Origin of the sequence: Rathayibacter sp. AY2B9 (assembly GCF_002931595.1) — a bacterium.
GTDB lineage: Bacteria > Actinomycetota > Actinomycetes > Actinomycetales > Microbacteriaceae > Rathayibacter.
The window spans coordinates 1-14,148 of the sequence record NZ_PSUB01000029.1; the positions used below are offsets into that span (position 1 = coordinate 1).

The following is a 14,148-nucleotide window of genomic DNA, read 5'->3' on the forward strand; positions in this document are numbered from 1 at the left end:
GCCCGCGACCTAGGGTGAGGGCATGCATCCGCTCGACGCCAAGGACCCGCTCGCGCACTGCCCGGAGCTGTTCGTCCGCACCCCCGAGGTCCGCGCATGAGGGTCACCGACACGAGCGACCTGTGGTGGCGCACCGCCGTCTTCTACAACCTCGACGTGAAGACGTTCATGGACTGGGACGACGACGGCGTCGGCGACCTCGAGGGCCTCGTCCACCGGATCGACTACCTGGCCGAGCTCGGCGTCAGCTGCCTCTGGCTCGCGCCGTTCTACCGGTCCCCCGGCCGCGACAACGGCTACGACATCAGCGACTTCTACGGAGTGGACGAGCGCTTCGGGCACCACGGCGACGTCGTCGAGGTGATCCGGACCGCCCACGACCGCGGGATGCGCGTGATCGTCGACCTCGTCGTCAACCACACCTCGGACCAGCACCCCTGGTTCCAGGCCGCCCGCTCCTCTCCCGACAGCCCGTACCGCGACTACTACGTCTGGCGCGACGAGCCGCCCGCCGATCAGCCCGCGAACGTGTTCCCGGACGCGGAGGACGGCGTCTGGTTCCGTGACGAGGAGGCGGGCCAGTACTACCTGCACCACTTCTACCGGCACCAGCCCGACCTCAACACCGAGAACCCGGCCGTGCGCGACGAGATCGCGAAGCTCATCGGGTTCTGGCTGCAGCTGGGCGTCGACGGCTTCCGGGTCGACGCGGTGCCGTACCTGATCGAGCCCGGCGCCCGCGACGAGCACGAGTGGCTGCGCCTGCTGCGCCGCTTCGTCTCGCGGCGCTCCGGCGAGGCGATGCTGCTGGGCGAGGTCAACGTGACCCGCGAGGAGCAGCTCGGCTTCTTCGGCGGCGAGGACGCGGACGAGCTGTCGATGCAGTTCGACTTCATCGGCAACCAGCGCCTCTACCTCGCGCTGGCCCGGGAGGAGGCGGCGCCGCTCGTCGAGGCGCTCGCGAGCCGCCCCGAGATCTCCGTCGGCAGCCAGTGGGCGAACTTCGCGCGCAACCACGACGAGCTCACCCTCGACCAGCTGAGCGACGACGAGCGCGACGAGGTCTTCGCGGCGTTCGCTCCGGAGCAGTCGCAGCGGATCCACGGGCGCGGCATCGTCCGCCGCCTCCCGCCGATGGTCGACGGCGACCCGCGCCGCGTCCGCCTGGTCCAGAGCCTGGTCTTCTCGCTGCCCGGGACCCCGGTGCTCTACTACGGCGAGGAGATCGGGATGGGCGAGAACGCCGACATCCCGGGCCGCAGCGCGGTGCGGACCCCGATGCAGTGGAGCAGCGCCGCCAACGGCGGGTTCTCGCGCGCCGACGCCTCCGACCTGATCGCCGCCCCTCCCGGCGGCGGCTTCGGACCCGAGCACGTGAACGCGGCCGCGCAGCTCCAGGATCCGGACTCCCTCCTGGCCCACGTGAAGGGCCTCGCCTGGCTGTACCGGCGGTCGCCGGAGATCGGCTGGGGCGAGTACACGCACCTCCCCTGCGACGAGCCGAGCGTGCTCGCGCACCGGATGTCCGCGTCGACCGGCACGACCGTCGCGGTGCACAATCTGGCGTCGAACCCGCGCACGGCGGACCTGACGCTCCCCGACACCCCCGCCGGGGCGCGGCTGGTCGACTCCCTCGGCGGCGAGTCGCTCCCGCTCGACGAGGACGGCGCCGTGTCGGTGCCCCTCGACGGCTACGGCGCGCGCTGGTTCCGCGTGGTCACGGAGGAGTCGCGCCGGCTGGTCTGAGCGGAGGGGCGGGGCTCTTCTCGACAGTCCAGGAGTCGTCGCAGTCGCGCTCGAGTGCGACAACTACTGGGCTCTCGAGGGAGGCGGGGCAGGGACGGAGGATGAAAGCACCCACCGCACGAAACGTTACGCACATCGGTCCACCGCATCGTTGACGCCGCCACCCTCCGCCGCCTACCGTGAAGCGCAACGTTTCGCCCCCGCCGCCGCACCAGGAGGATCCGCATGGCCCCCACTCCGCCGAGCCACCGCGTCCTCGCGAGCGGCAGCCGCATCCCCGCCATCGGCGCCGGCACGTTCGGCTCCGACCGCTACGACGCCGAGACCGTCGGCCTCGCGGTCGAGCACTCCCTCCGCGCCGGCTTCCGCCTCCTCGACTGCGCCACCGTCTACGGCAACGAGCCGCGCGTCGGCCGGGCGATCGCCGACTCCGGAGTCGACCGCGACGAGCTCTTCGTCATGTCGAAGATCTGGAACGACGCGCACGAGCCCGCGGCGGCCGTCGCCTCCGTCGAGCGCTCGCTCGCCGACCTCGGCCTCGACGTGCTCGACGCCGTCTTCGTGCACTGGCCCTTCCCGAACCACCACCCGCCGCACGCCGAGACCGACGCGCGCGATCCGCACGCCCGCCCCTACGTCCACGAGGCGTTCCTCGAGACCTGGCGCGCGCTCGAGAGCATGGTCGACCGGGGCCTCGTCCGGCACCTCGGCACCTCCAACGTCACGATCCCCAAGCTCGAGCGGATCCTCGCCGACGTCCGCATCGCCCCGCAGCTGAACGAGATGGAGCTGCACCCCTGCTTCCAGCAGCCGGAGCTGTTCCGCTTCTGCCTCGACCACCGCATCCAGCCGATCGGCTACTCGCCGCTGGGCTCGCCGTCGCGGCCGGAGCGCGACCGGGTGGAGGGCGACATCGTCGACATCGAGCACCCCGCGGTGCGGGCGATCGCCGAGGAGCGGGGCGTGCATCCGGCCGTCGTGTGCCTCGCCTGGGCGGTGAACCGCGGCCAGATCCCGATCCCGTTCGCGGTGAAGCCGGAGCAGATCGAGGCGAACCTGGCCGCCGCCTCCCTGGTGCTCACGGCCGAGGAGCAGGAGGCGCTGCGCGGCGCCGAGCGCAACAACCGGCTGATCAAGGGCCAGGTCTTCCTCTGGCCCGGCAGCTCCGGCTGGCTCGACCTGTGGGACGCCGACGGCACGATCCCGGGCTGGAGCGGCTACGGCTCGCCCCGCGCCACCCTGTGACGTGGCCACCTACAAGGACCTGCAGCGGCTGACCGGCCTCTCGCTCTCGACCATCTCGAAGCACTACAACGGGCTCCCCGTGCGCCCCGAGAACCGGGCGGCGATCGAGGCGGCGGCCGCCGAGGTCGGCTTCCGGGTCAACGGCTTCGCTCGAGGCCTGCGCTCGCGGCGCTCCCGCACGGTCGGAGTGCTGCTGCCCGCCCTCGACAACGAGTTCCACCTCTCGATCATCGCGGGCCTCGAGCGGGCCCTGCGCGAGGAGGGCATCGGCGTGCTGGTCGGTGTGAGCCGCCCCGAGCCGGGAGCCGCGGTCGACCTGCTGCTCGAGAAGATGGTCGACGGGATCGTGGCGGTGCCGTCCGCGGGCGACGTCGACGCGCTGCGCCGCGCCTCCGAGCAGGGCACCCCCGTGGTGGCCGTCGACTGGATCGACGACGCACTGGTCACCGATCGCGTCGCGCTCGACAACGCGGGCGCCGGCGCCTCCGCCGCCCGCCACCTCCTCGACCACGGCCACCGCTCGATCGCGGTGCTCGGCGGGGAGGACGGAGTGTCCTCCACCCGGGAGCGGACCGCCGGCTTCCTCGCCGCCCTGGCCGAGCGCGGCGTCCACCCCGCCGCCGACGCCGTGGTGCGCGGCCCGCTGACGGTCGAGAGCGGGGTCGCCGCCGTCGAGCGGATCCTCGCCCTGAGCCCCCGGCCGACCGCCCTGTTCGCGAGCAACCGCGAGCTGACGGTCGGCGCCCTGATCGCCCTCGGCGACTCCGGGCTGCGCGTGCCGACGGACCTCTCTGTCGTCGGCTTCGACAACGTCGAGCTGGCCCGCGTGGTCCGCCCGCACCTGACCACGATCGCCCAGCCGACGGAGGCGATCGCCGCCGAGGCCGCCGCCCTCGTCCGCCTCCGCCTCGACTCCGGGGCGGAGCAGCCCGGTCCCCAGGAGCGGAGGCTCCCCGGCCGCCTGCTCGCCGGCTCGTCCGTCGCCCACCTCGACGACCTCTAGGAGCTCCTCTTGCTGACCACGACCCTCCTCCACCCCGAGATCCTGCACGCGCTCGCCCGCGCGGGCCACGGCTCCCGGGTCCTCATCGCCGACGGCAACTACCCCGTCGGCACCACGCTCGGACCGAACTCCGCCCTGGTGCACCTGAACCTCCGGCCCGACATGCTGACCGTCGACGAGATCCTCGACGCCCTGCTCTCGGCGATCGTCGTCGAGGAGGCGACGGTCATGACCCCCGCGCCCGGCATCGACGTCCCCGCGCAGGACGCCTTCCGCCGGTCCCTCGACGGCGTCCCCTTCACCTCGCTCGAGCGGCACGCCTTCTACGCCGAGGCGCGCACGCCCGACGTCGCGCTCACCATCGCCTCGGGCGACCGCCGCATCTACGCGAACCTCATCCTCACGATCGGCGTGCGCCCGGCCGACGCGTCCTGAGCGGGCGGGCGGGGCGTCGCCCCGCCCGACCCCGCTCCCTGAGAGTCCACGAGGCGTTCTCACGGCCGGCATCCCTACTCTGGTCGGCGTGGATCTCGACACCCTCCTCAACATCGGCCTCGTCGTGCTGTTCGTCCTCCTCGGAGGCGTCTTCGCGGGCACCGAGATGGCCATCGTCAGCCTCCGCGAGAGCCAGGTCCGCGCGATCGAGGCCGGCAGCGAGCGCGGCCGGCGCATCGCCGAGCTCGTCCGCAATCCCAACACGTTCCTCTCCGCGGTCCAGATCGGTGTCACGCTCGCCGGCTTCTTCTCCTCGGCGTACGGCGCCTCGACCATCGCGCCCGACCTCGTGCCGCCGCTGCAGTCGCTCGGCCTCTCGGCCTCCGCCGCCTCCACCGTCGCCCTGATCCTGATGACCCTCGTCATCGCGTACCTCTCCCTGGTGCTGGGCGAGCTGGTCCCCAAGCGCCTGGCGATGCAGAAGTCCGTCGCGTTCACCAAGGCCCTCGCGCCCCCGCTCAACGCCCTCGCGCGCCTGATGCGCCCCGTGATCTGGCTGCTGTCCGTCTCGACCGACGCCGTCGTCCGCCTCCTCGGCGCCGACCCGCGCGAGAAGGGCGAGAGCGTCTCGGCCGACGAGGTGCGCGACATGATCTCCAGCAACACCGAGATCCACGAGGACAGCCGCCGGCTGCTCACCGACATCTTCCGCGCGGACGACCGCCGCGTCGCCGAGGTGATGCGCCCGCGCCCGGACGTCGACTTCCTCCGCGGCGCGCTCAGCGTGGCCGAGGGCTACGCGGCGGTCCTCGACCAGCCGCACTCGCGCTACCCGGTGGTCGGCGACGACTTCGACGACGTGCTCGGCTTCGCCCACGTGCGCGACCTGATGTCCGCGTTCCCGGAGGCGGGCCGCGCCGGCACCGCGAGCAGCGTCGCCGACATCACCCGCCCGATCCTCGCGGTCCCCGGCACGACGAAGGTGCTCGCGGCCCTGCGCACCATGCGCCAGGACGGCCACCAGATCGCCGTCGTCATCGACGAGTACGGGGGGACCGACGGCATCATCACGCTGGAGGACCTGCTCGAGGAGCTCGTCGGCGAGATCTACGACGAGTACGACGGCGCCCGCCAGGCGGTCGACGCGAAGGCGGCCGAGCAGCTGCACGACGTCGACGGCGGGATGATCCTCGAGGACCTGGCGGAGCAGCTGGGCATCGAGCTGCCCGAGGGCCCGTACGAGACGGTCGGCGGGTTCGTCCTCGACCGGATCGGCCGTGTGGCCGTCGTGGGCGACTCCGTGCTCGTCGGCGACCACCTGCTCCGCGTGGCCGAGACGGACCGCTACCGCATCTCGCGGCTGACCCTCGTGCCGCAGCCCGCATCGGAGCCGAGCCCGCCGACGGCGCCCGCCGTCTGACGGGCGACCGGCCGCGCCTAGGGCAGAGGGCCCTCCACCCAGCGCGTGGCGGCGCGGCCGCGGGCTCCGGGCTGCGCGATCCACAGTCCGCCGGCGTGCGGATGACGCGCCCGTTCGTCCGCCGAGAGGTCGCGTGATGCGGAGGTGACGACCGCGATGTCCAGGTCCTCCCCCGCGAAGGCGATGCTGGAGGAGTGCGGGGCGTCGATCCTGATGCCCTCGCCCTCGACCGGGCTGCCGTCGGCCTCGAACACTCGAACGCCGCTCCCGCCCCAGACCGCGACCCACACGCGGCCGTCGGCGTCCACGGTCAGTCCGTCGGCGAACACGCCCTCCTCGAGCTCGACGAAGGGCTCGCGCGGGCCGTGCTCGGCGTCCGCGTAGGAGCGGCGGTGGATCACGCCCGACTCGGTGTCGGCCGAGTACAGCACAGAGCCGTCCGGCGAGAAGCCGAGTCCGTTCGAGAGCCGCAGGTCGTCGTCGAGCACGGTGACGGATCCGTCGTGCTCGATGCGCAGCAGGACGTCGTCGCCCGCCGACTCGCCGAGGGTCAGCGAACCGACCAGGAGGCGCCCCTGCGGGTCGATCGTGCCGTCGTTGAAGCGGTGCCCCTCGGGCAGCAGCTCGGAGCCGCGCGTGAGGGAGCCGTCGACCTCCAGGATCGCGAGCCGCCGGGTCAGCGCGACGAGCGTCCGCCCGTCGCCCAGGGGCAGCGCGGCGCCGACCTGCTCGCCGACGTCGGTGCGCGAGATCGCTCCGATCCCCTCCGCGGTGACGGGGGCGGACAGGACCGCGCCGGCCTCGATGTCGACCCAGGTGAGGCGGGCGGTGTCCGGATCCCAGACGGGCCCCTCGCTGAGGACGTAGGTGGGGGTGCCCGCGGGCGTCGCGTCGATCATGCCTCCACGCTAGGCCGAGGAGGCGGGCGGTGTCAGGCCCCGCGGGACGGATCCGGGCTCGCGTCCTCCGCGCCTCGCTCCGCCTCCGGGTGGGCACCGATGCCCGGGATACACCCGCTCGGCGGTCCGTGACAAGGGGTGAATAGCCCGGCGATATGGAGCCGCCCGCGGGTCTAGTGTCGTCTCGCCGCGCTCGGGACAGCGTTCCTCCGCAACGACGCCGGGGCGACAGGAAGGCGCTCGCCATGTCGACATCCACCAGTCCGCGCGGCCCGGTCCGGAGCCTCGTGCCCGCCCGCATCGACAGGCTCCCCTGGACCCGCTTCCACTGGTCGATCGTCGTCGGCCTCGGCTTCTCGTGGGTGCTGGACGGACTCGAGATCCAGATCGTCGCCTCCGCCGGCTTCGCGAAGGAGTTCGGGCTCTCGGCCTTCGAGGTCGGCCTGCTCGGCACGATCTACCTGTGCGGGCAGATCGCGGGCGCCTTGATCTTCGGGCGACTGAGCGACAAGCTCGGGCGGCGCAAGCTGTTCATCCTGACGCTCGTCATCTACCTGGTCGCCAGCGGCCTGGCGGGACTCGCGCCGAACTACGTCTTCCTCGCCGTGTTCCGCTTCTTCGCGGGCATGGGGATCGGCGGCGAGTACGCGGCGATCAACTCCGCGATCGACGAGCTCATCCCCTCCAAGTACCGCGGCCGCGTCGACATCGCGATCAACGGCACCTACTGGGGCGGCGCGGCTCTGGGCTCCGCGGCCAACCTGTTCTTCCTGAACGACGCGCTCTTCGCCGAGAACGTCGGCTGGCGCCTCGGCTTCTTCCTCGGCCCGATCCTCGGCCTGGCGATCATCTACCTCCGCCGCCACATCCCCGAGAGCCCCCGCTGGCTGATGACGCACGGCCGCGAGGAGGAGGCGGAGCGCACCGTCGACGAGATCGAGCGCCGAGTGGAGGCGGAGGGCGGCGTGCTCGAGCCGGTCGACGACGCGAAGGCGATCACCGTGAAGGCGACGGAGAGCATCCCGTTCCGCACCATCGCCAGAGTGCTGCTGCGGCAGTACCCGAAGCGGACGCTGGTGGGCGCGACGATGATGATCACCCAGTCGTTCCTCTACAACGCGATCTTCTTCACCTACGCGCTGGTGCTCGAGAACTTCTACGGAGTCGAGCAGAGCGCGATCTCGTACTTCTTCTTCCCGTTCGCGATCGGCAACCTCGTCGGGCCGCTGGTGCTCGGCCACCTGTTCGACGTGTGGGGCCGGCGGAAGATGATCTTCCTCACCTACGGCGTCTCGGGAGCGGTCCTGGCCGTCTCGGCGGTCCTCTTCAGCATGGACGTCCTGACCGCGACGACGCAGACGATCCTCTGGTGCGTGTCGTTCTTCTTCGCCTCCGCGGGAGCCTCGAGCGCCTACCTCACCGTGAGCGAGATCTTCCCGCTCGAGCTGCGCAGCCAGGCGATCTCGTACTTCTTCACCCTCGGCCAGATCGCCGGAGCGGTCGCCCCCGCCCTCTACGGCGCCCTGATCGGCGACGGCAGCGACCGCGGTCCGCTGACGATCGGCTACTTCGTCGGCGCCGCCGTGATGATCCTCGGCGGCGTGATCGCCCTGATCTTCGGCGTCGACGCCGAGCGCCGCAGCCTCGAGAGCATCACCGAGCCCCTGTCGACCGTGAAGTCCTGAGGGCGGATCGCCGCGAGGCCGGGAGCCGTCCCGCGGCGTCTCGGGGCCGACGTCTCGGGGACGGCGTGGGCCGGCGTCAGTGGGCCGGGCGGTAGCCGGTCCGGTCGTCGGGGGTGATCGAGCGGAGGACGCGGGCGGGGACGCCGGCCGCGATGGTGAGCGGAGGGACGTCGCGGGTGACGACGCTGCCCGAGCCGATCACGGCCCCGTCGCCGATGGTGACGCCCTGGTTGATCGTGACGCCGCCGCCGATCCAGACGCCGTCGCCGACGACGACCGGCTTCGCGGTGCAGGCGCCGGCGGCGCGCTCGGCCGGGTCGAGGGCGTGGTTCGACGTGTAGATCGAGACGCGCGGGCCGAACAGCACGTCGTCGCCGATCGTGATAGGGGCGCCGTCGAGCAGGATGCAGTCGAAGTTCGCGTAGAAGCGGTCGCCGATCGTGATGTTGAACCCGAACTCGCAGCGGAACGTCGGCTCGAGGTGCGCGTCCGCGCCCACCGAGGCGACGAGCTCGCGGAGCAGAGCCTCCCGCTCGACCGGCGGACGCCCGAAGCTCGCGTTGTACGCGTTCGAGCCGAGGACCGCCCGCTCGCGCGCGGCGACCAGCTCGGGGGTCATGTCGTCGTACACGGCGCCGGTCAGGATGTGCGCGCGCTGGTCCTCGAGGGTCATCGTCGTCCGTTCGTCGGTGTCGGCGCCCCGACGGGCGCCCGCGCCCACGCTACGGGGCCGCGCGCCGGGACACCGCCTCCTCCGCCGACGCACCGCTCCTGCAGCGGTGTCTCGATGACGGAGAGGCGTCTCGGTGGAATCCCGCAGCAGGAGCGGCACCTCCGCTCCGCCACGCCCCCGCCGCGCAGCGGGCGTCAGCCCACGTGCACGCCCGGCCGGCGGTCGCGGCGGGACTCCGCGCGGCGGAGGACCTCGCGGGTGACGGGGGCGACCTCGCCGGTGCCGGTGATGAGGAAGCGGAACATGTTCGAGATGGGGCCGCCCTCGGTCCACTCGAAGTAGACGTCCGGGATCACGCCGGTGAGGTCGCGGATCTCGAGCAGCACCGTGGCAATGGTGTTCGGGATGTTGCCGCTGGTCACCGTGAGCACGCGGAAGCCGTGGCAGACGCGGCCCTGCACGACCAGGTCCTCCTCGAAGTCGGAGGAGTCGGTGGTGTGCACCTCGAGGAAGAGCACCGGGCCGCGCATCGGCAGGTTGCTGTCGCGCTGCTCCTCCGCCAGCTTGTCCCGGTACTCCGCCTCGGAGCCGTCGTCGGGCTCGTTCGCGAGGATGCGGATCACGCCGTAGTCGTCGGCGTCCGTGGTGAGGAAGTCGATCGCGGCGGCGTCGAACACCACGGAGGTGGCGCGCAGCTGGAACGAGCGGTGCACGCGCGAGACGAGCGAGACCGCGAGGATGCCGACGATGAAGACCGCCGCGATCCTCACGCCGTCGGGCCTCTCGACCACGTTCACGACCGTCGTGTAGACGAAGACCAGCGCGATGACCGCGAAGCCCACGGCGCGCTTGCGCTGCTTCCTGCGCTTCGCCGAGAGGAACACGGCGACGGACGCGGAGGTGATCAGCACCAGCACGCCGGTCGCGTAGGCGCCGCCCTGCGCGTCGACGTCGGCGCGGAAGAGGATCGTGATGACGAAGGCCACGACGGTGAAGACCAGCACGAGCGGACGGACGGCGCCGGCCCACTGCGGCGCCATGCCGTAGCGGGGCAGGTAGCGCGGGACGATGTTGAGCAGGCCGGCCAGCGCGGAGGCGCCCGCGAACCAGAGGATGCAGATCGTCGCGATGTCGTAGACCGTGCCGAAGCCCTCGCCGAGGTACTCGTGCGCGAGGTAGGCCAGCGCGCGGCCGTTGGCCTCGCCGCCCGGCTGGAACTGCGCCTGCGGGATGAGCAGCGTGGTGACGAAGCTCGAGGTGATGAGGAACGCCGACATCGTGACGGCGGCGGTGATGAGCAGCCGCTTCGCCCCGCGGATGCGGCCGACCGGGGCGTCCTCGGTGTCGCCCGCGTCGCCGCGGATCTGCGGCATGACCGCGACCCCGGTCTCGAAGCCGGAGAGCCCGAGCGCGAGCTTGGGGAACACGATGAGCGCGATGCCGACCATGATCAGCGGATTCCCGTGCTGGGTCGTGAGCGCCGACCACCAGTCGCCGATGACGACGGGGTTCTCGGCCACGTGCCCGATCGCCACGGCGATCACGATCGCGTTGAGCAGGAGGAACACGGCCACGAGCACGACCGCGATCGAGATGGCCTCGCGGAACCCGCGGAGGAACACGATCCCCAGCAGGGCGATCAGCCCCAGCGTGAGCGGCACCTCCGCCCCGTGGAACCAGGCGGGGGCGAACGGGTTCTCGACCGCGTGCGCCGTCGCGTCGGCCGCCGAGAGGGTGATCGTGATCATGAAGTCGGTGGCCGCGAACCCCAGCAGCACGAGCACGAAGAGCTTGCCGCCCCACCAGGGCAGCAGGCGCTCGAGCATCGCGATCGACCCCTCGCCGCGGAAGCTCTCGCGGGCCACGCGGCGGTAGACGGGGAGCGCGCCGAGGAGCGTCAGCACCACCAGGACGATCGTCGCGAGCGGCGAGACCAGGCCCGCGGCGAGCGCCGCGATCGCCGGCTGGTAGCCGAGGGTGGAGAAGTAGTCGACGCCGGTGAGGCACATGACGCGCCACCAGGAGTGCGTCCTGCCGGTGGCCGCGTGGGGGCCGGGGTGGGCTCCGGAGTCGTCGCGGAGGCCCTCGAGGAGCCACGCCTTCACCCCGCCCGCGCGCGCGGAGGAGAGGGAGGAGGGTTCGAGGGCGTCGGGGTCGCCACGGACGACGGAAGAGGTCACTGGATGTTTCTACTCGCCGTGAGGAGCGCGCCCGCCCGGAATGAGCGGATCCTCACGCTTTCCTCACGGGTAATCGGCTGTGGAGGGACGTCGACGCGCGATCCCGCGTCGTGAGGGGGTCGTGAGCGTCGCGCGAGCGGACCGTGCGGATCGGCCCGGTACGCGTCCGCGTTCCGTCAGGATCCCCTCCCACCCGCCGTCGCGGGCCGACGATGGCGCTCGTGCACCTGCTCCTCCGCCTCCTCGACGCCGGCCCCCGCTGGGGCCGCCACACCGTCGGCGCGAGCCGGTACGGCGTCGTCCGGAGCGAGCTCGTCGTCTTCGCGCCCGGCACCTCCGTCGAGGAGCGGAGGCGCCTCCGCCTGCACGCCGCCGTTCCGCAGCTGGTCGTTGCCGTGACGGCCGCCGGCGCCGTCGGGACGCTCGCGCTCGACCGGCTGTCGCTCCTCCTGCTGGCCGCGCTCGCCCTGCCGACCGCGTCGCTCCTGCTCCTCTCGGCCCGCTCGACCCGCCGCCTCCGCCGGGCCTGCGCCCGCCGGCTCGTGATCGCGGACGTCGACTCCCCCGCCGTCGCCGAGCAGGCGGCGATCGCGGCCGCGCTGCGGCGGGCCGACCGGCTGCTCGACGCCGGCGTCCTCACTCCGCTCGAGCACGAGGGGGTGTGGGCCTGCGCCCACGACCGGGTCGCGGGCCGCGTGGCTGACCGCCGCTCCCAGCCCCGGGCGGGAGGATCGGGGACGTCCGCCACCGATGGGAGCCCCTCATGACCACACCGCGCCGCGCACTGATCCTCGTCGACGTGCAGCAGGAGTACTTCAGCGGTCCGCTCGAGATCCAGTACCCGCCGCACGCGCAGTCGCTGCCGAGGATCGCCGCCGCCCTCGACGCCGCCGCCGCCGCGGGCCTCCCGATCGCCGTCGTCCAGCACAGCGCGGGCGAGGGAGCGCCGATCTTCGACCCGTCGGGTCCGTCCTTCGCTCTGCACCCGGAGATCGAGAAGCGCCGCTCGGATTCGTGGAAGAACGTCACGAAGCGGTTCGGCACGGTCTTCGCGGGGACCGACCTGCTCGACTGGCTCCGCGAGCACGACGTCGACACGATCACCCTCGTCGGCTACATGACCAACAACTGCATCCTCGCCTCGGCCGCCGAGGCGGAGACGCACGGGCTCCGCGCCGAGGTCCTCTCCGACGCGACGGGCGCGATCGCGATCGCGAACGACGCCGGCTCGATCGACGCGCACTCCCTGCACACCACGCTGATGGCGCTGCTCAACTCGAACTTCGCCGCCGTCGCCCCGACCACGGTCTGGATCTCGGCGCTGAAGGGCGAGTACACGCTCCCGATGAGCAGCCTGCCCGAGTCGGCGACGGCGGGCGCCGCTCGCTGACGGGCACTCCTCCGGACGGATCGGCCGGCTCTACTCTCGGTTCATGGCCCTTCTGCACCGTGCGACGATCACCCCCGGGAAGCTCGAGATCGTGGAGGCATGGGCGCCGACGCAGCCCTGGTGCGATGGCGGCGGATTCACGCAGCTCGGCGCCTACCGGTTCGACGACCCCGATGGCGAGGTGGGAGTGGAGACGCTGATCGTCCAGTCGACCGGGCAGCCGCCGCTCCAGGTGCCGCTGACCTACCGCGGCTCGCCTCTCGCCGGCGGTGACGCGCATCTCCTCGCGACCGTCGAGCACACCGTCCTCGGTCGTCGCTGGGTCTACGACGGTGCCGGCGACCCCGTCGCGATCGCCGCCTTCGCCACGGCGATCCGCACCGGCGCCCGGGAGGTCGAGCAGCATTTCGAGGAGGACGGGCAGCGCATCCTCCGCCCGCCGACCGCGACGGTGCAGGGCAGCGGATCAGGCGCCGGAGCGTCCGGGCCGCCGTCGACGGTGCTCGTCCGCAGCGACGCACGGACCACCACGACCTCGGCCGACGGTCTGACTCTCGTCCTCGCGCGGGTCCTCGCGCCGCCGTTCCTCGAGGGCGAGGAGCGGCTGACCGGCAGGTGGAGCGAGGCGCTCCCCGTCACCCTCGCCGTCCTGGCCTGAACCGGCTCCGGTGGTCCGCCGCCCTCCGTCGCCCGGGTCGTGGGCGACGGACGGCGGCGCGCTCCGGGAGGACCTGCTCAGTGGCCGCGCAGTGCCGCGACGGTCCGAGTGGGACTAGTCGTTCAGGTGCGCGATGGCGTAGTCGGCCTCGTCGCTCGTGAACTGCTCCCCGTACTCGCTGGTCAGCTGGTCGCGGATGGCCTCCGGCGCCATCGCCATCTGGGCCTGGTAGTCCTTGGCCTTCGCCAGCGCGTTGGCGTTCCAGTCGGCGGAGACGGTGTCCACCGCGTACTGCGCGGCCTCGGGCGAGAACTGCTCCCCGTACTCGGAGGTGAGCTGGCCGTACAGGCCCGCCTTGCTCATGTGGAGCATCTCGGAGTAGCTCTGCGCCTTGATGAGTGCCGAGGCGAACTCGGGCGAGACCTGCGCAGCAGCCGCCGTCTCGACAGGCGCCGGGGCAGGGGCGACCGTCTCGACGGGTGCGGGCTCCGCCGTCTCGACGGGTGCGGGCTCCGCCGTCTCGACGACCTCCGCCTCCTCCGTGGCCGGCACGACGGGAGCGGTCGTGGGCTCGGACGACTCGACGATCACGGCCGCCGGGCGGTCGCTCGAGGCGGAGTTCACGGCGGCTCCGAAGCCGATCGTCGTCAGGAGCGAGGCGAGGACGGCCAGACCGCCGAGGACGACGCCGGTGATCGACATCGCCTTCGACTGACCGCGGAGTTCTGGCCAAGGACACCCACGGCTCGACGATCCGCCTGGCGCCGCCGCTCGTGGTCACCGCCGCCGAGATCGACTTCGCCGTCGACGAGCT

General features: G+C 72.4%; 13 protein-coding genes. 9 read left to right on the forward strand and 4 right to left on the reverse strand.

The window, feature by feature from the left end; translation table 11 throughout:
* Nucleotides 1-96 precede the first annotated feature (96 nt).
* The 5 genes from C5C25_RS15960 (at nucleotide 97) to C5C25_RS15980 (ending at nucleotide 5,849) form a co-directional block, all read left to right on the forward strand.
* On the forward strand, nucleotides 97-1,746 hold the full coding sequence (locus tag C5C25_RS15960; protein ID WP_104251166.1) for an alpha-amylase family protein: 1,650 nt from the start codon (nucleotides 97-99) through the stop codon (nucleotides 1,744-1,746).
* Nucleotides 1,747-1,971: 225 nt separating this feature from the next.
* Complete coding sequence (locus C5C25_RS15965) at nucleotides 1,972-2,991, forward strand: aldo/keto reductase (RefSeq protein ID WP_104251167.1); 1,020 nt, start codon at nucleotides 1,972-1,974, stop codon at nucleotides 2,989-2,991.
* Nucleotide 2,992: 1 nt separating this feature from the next.
* The gene (locus C5C25_RS15970) at nucleotides 2,993-3,994 is read left to right on the forward strand and encodes a LacI family DNA-binding transcriptional regulator (RefSeq protein WP_104251168.1); all 1,002 of its coding nucleotides are present in this window, start codon (nucleotides 2,993-2,995) and stop codon (nucleotides 3,992-3,994) included.
* Nucleotides 3,995-4,003: 9 nt separating this feature from the next.
* Entirely contained in the window at nucleotides 4,004-4,429 is a 426-nt protein-coding gene (locus C5C25_RS15975; protein WP_104225080.1) for an RbsD/FucU family protein, read from the forward strand.
* A gap of 88 nt (nucleotides 4,430-4,517) precedes the next feature.
* Nucleotides 4,518-5,849, forward strand: coding sequence for a hemolysin family protein (locus tag C5C25_RS15980; protein ID WP_104251169.1), 1,332 nt, complete (start codon nucleotides 4,518-4,520; stop codon nucleotides 5,847-5,849).
* A 17-nt stretch (nucleotides 5,850-5,866) separates the two neighbouring features.
* Here the strand turns inward: C5C25_RS15980 and C5C25_RS15985 are convergent, their stop codons facing one another.
* Complete coding sequence (locus C5C25_RS15985) at nucleotides 5,867-6,748, reverse strand: SMP-30/gluconolactonase/LRE family protein (RefSeq protein ID WP_104239634.1); 882 nt, start codon at nucleotides 6,746-6,748, stop codon at nucleotides 5,867-5,869.
* Between the two features lie 245 nt (nucleotides 6,749-6,993).
* Here C5C25_RS15985 and C5C25_RS15990 point away from each other — a divergent pair, with 245 nt between their 5' ends.
* Complete coding sequence (locus tag C5C25_RS15990; RefSeq protein ID WP_104225083.1) at nucleotides 6,994-8,433, forward strand: MFS transporter; 1,440 nt, start codon at nucleotides 6,994-6,996, stop codon at nucleotides 8,431-8,433.
* A gap of 76 nt (nucleotides 8,434-8,509) precedes the next feature.
* On the opposite strand, the gene C5C25_RS15995 is transcribed toward C5C25_RS15990, so the two are convergent.
* On the reverse strand, nucleotides 8,510-9,106 hold the full coding sequence (locus C5C25_RS15995) for a sugar O-acetyltransferase (protein WP_104251173.1): 597 nt from the start codon (nucleotides 9,104-9,106) through the stop codon (nucleotides 8,510-8,512).
* A gap of 194 nt (nucleotides 9,107-9,300) precedes the next feature.
* A complete protein-coding gene (locus C5C25_RS16000; RefSeq protein WP_258059540.1) occupies nucleotides 9,301-11,115 on the reverse strand; it encodes an amino acid permease in 1,815 nt (604 codons plus the stop codon).
* A 392-nt stretch (nucleotides 11,116-11,507) separates the two neighbouring features.
* On the opposite strand from C5C25_RS16000, the gene C5C25_RS16005 reads away from it, so the two are divergent.
* Genes C5C25_RS16005 through C5C25_RS16015 form a run of 3 tightly spaced genes read left to right on the forward strand, consistent with a single transcriptional unit; the run spans nucleotide 11,508 to nucleotide 13,334 of the window.
* Nucleotides 11,508-12,053, forward strand: coding sequence for a DUF6611 family protein (locus C5C25_RS16005; RefSeq protein ID WP_146079492.1), 546 nt, complete (start codon nucleotides 11,508-11,510; stop codon nucleotides 12,051-12,053).
* Entirely contained in the window at nucleotides 12,050-12,676 is a 627-nt protein-coding gene (locus C5C25_RS16010) for an isochorismatase family protein (protein WP_104251171.1), read from the forward strand. Before C5C25_RS16005 ends, C5C25_RS16010 begins: the two co-directional genes overlap by 4 nt.
* Nucleotides 12,677-12,719: 43 nt before the next feature.
* Entirely contained in the window at nucleotides 12,720-13,334 is a 615-nt protein-coding gene (locus C5C25_RS16015) for a hypothetical protein (protein WP_104251172.1), read from the forward strand.
* Nucleotides 13,335-13,448: 114 nt separating this feature from the next.
* On the opposite strand, the gene C5C25_RS16020 is transcribed toward C5C25_RS16015, so the two are convergent.
* Nucleotides 13,449-14,036 (reverse strand): Ltp family lipoprotein, encoded by a 588-nt coding sequence (locus tag C5C25_RS16020; RefSeq protein ID WP_104225089.1) that lies wholly within the window; start codon nucleotides 14,034-14,036, stop codon nucleotides 13,449-13,451.
* Nucleotides 14,037-14,148: the final 112 nt, after the last annotated feature.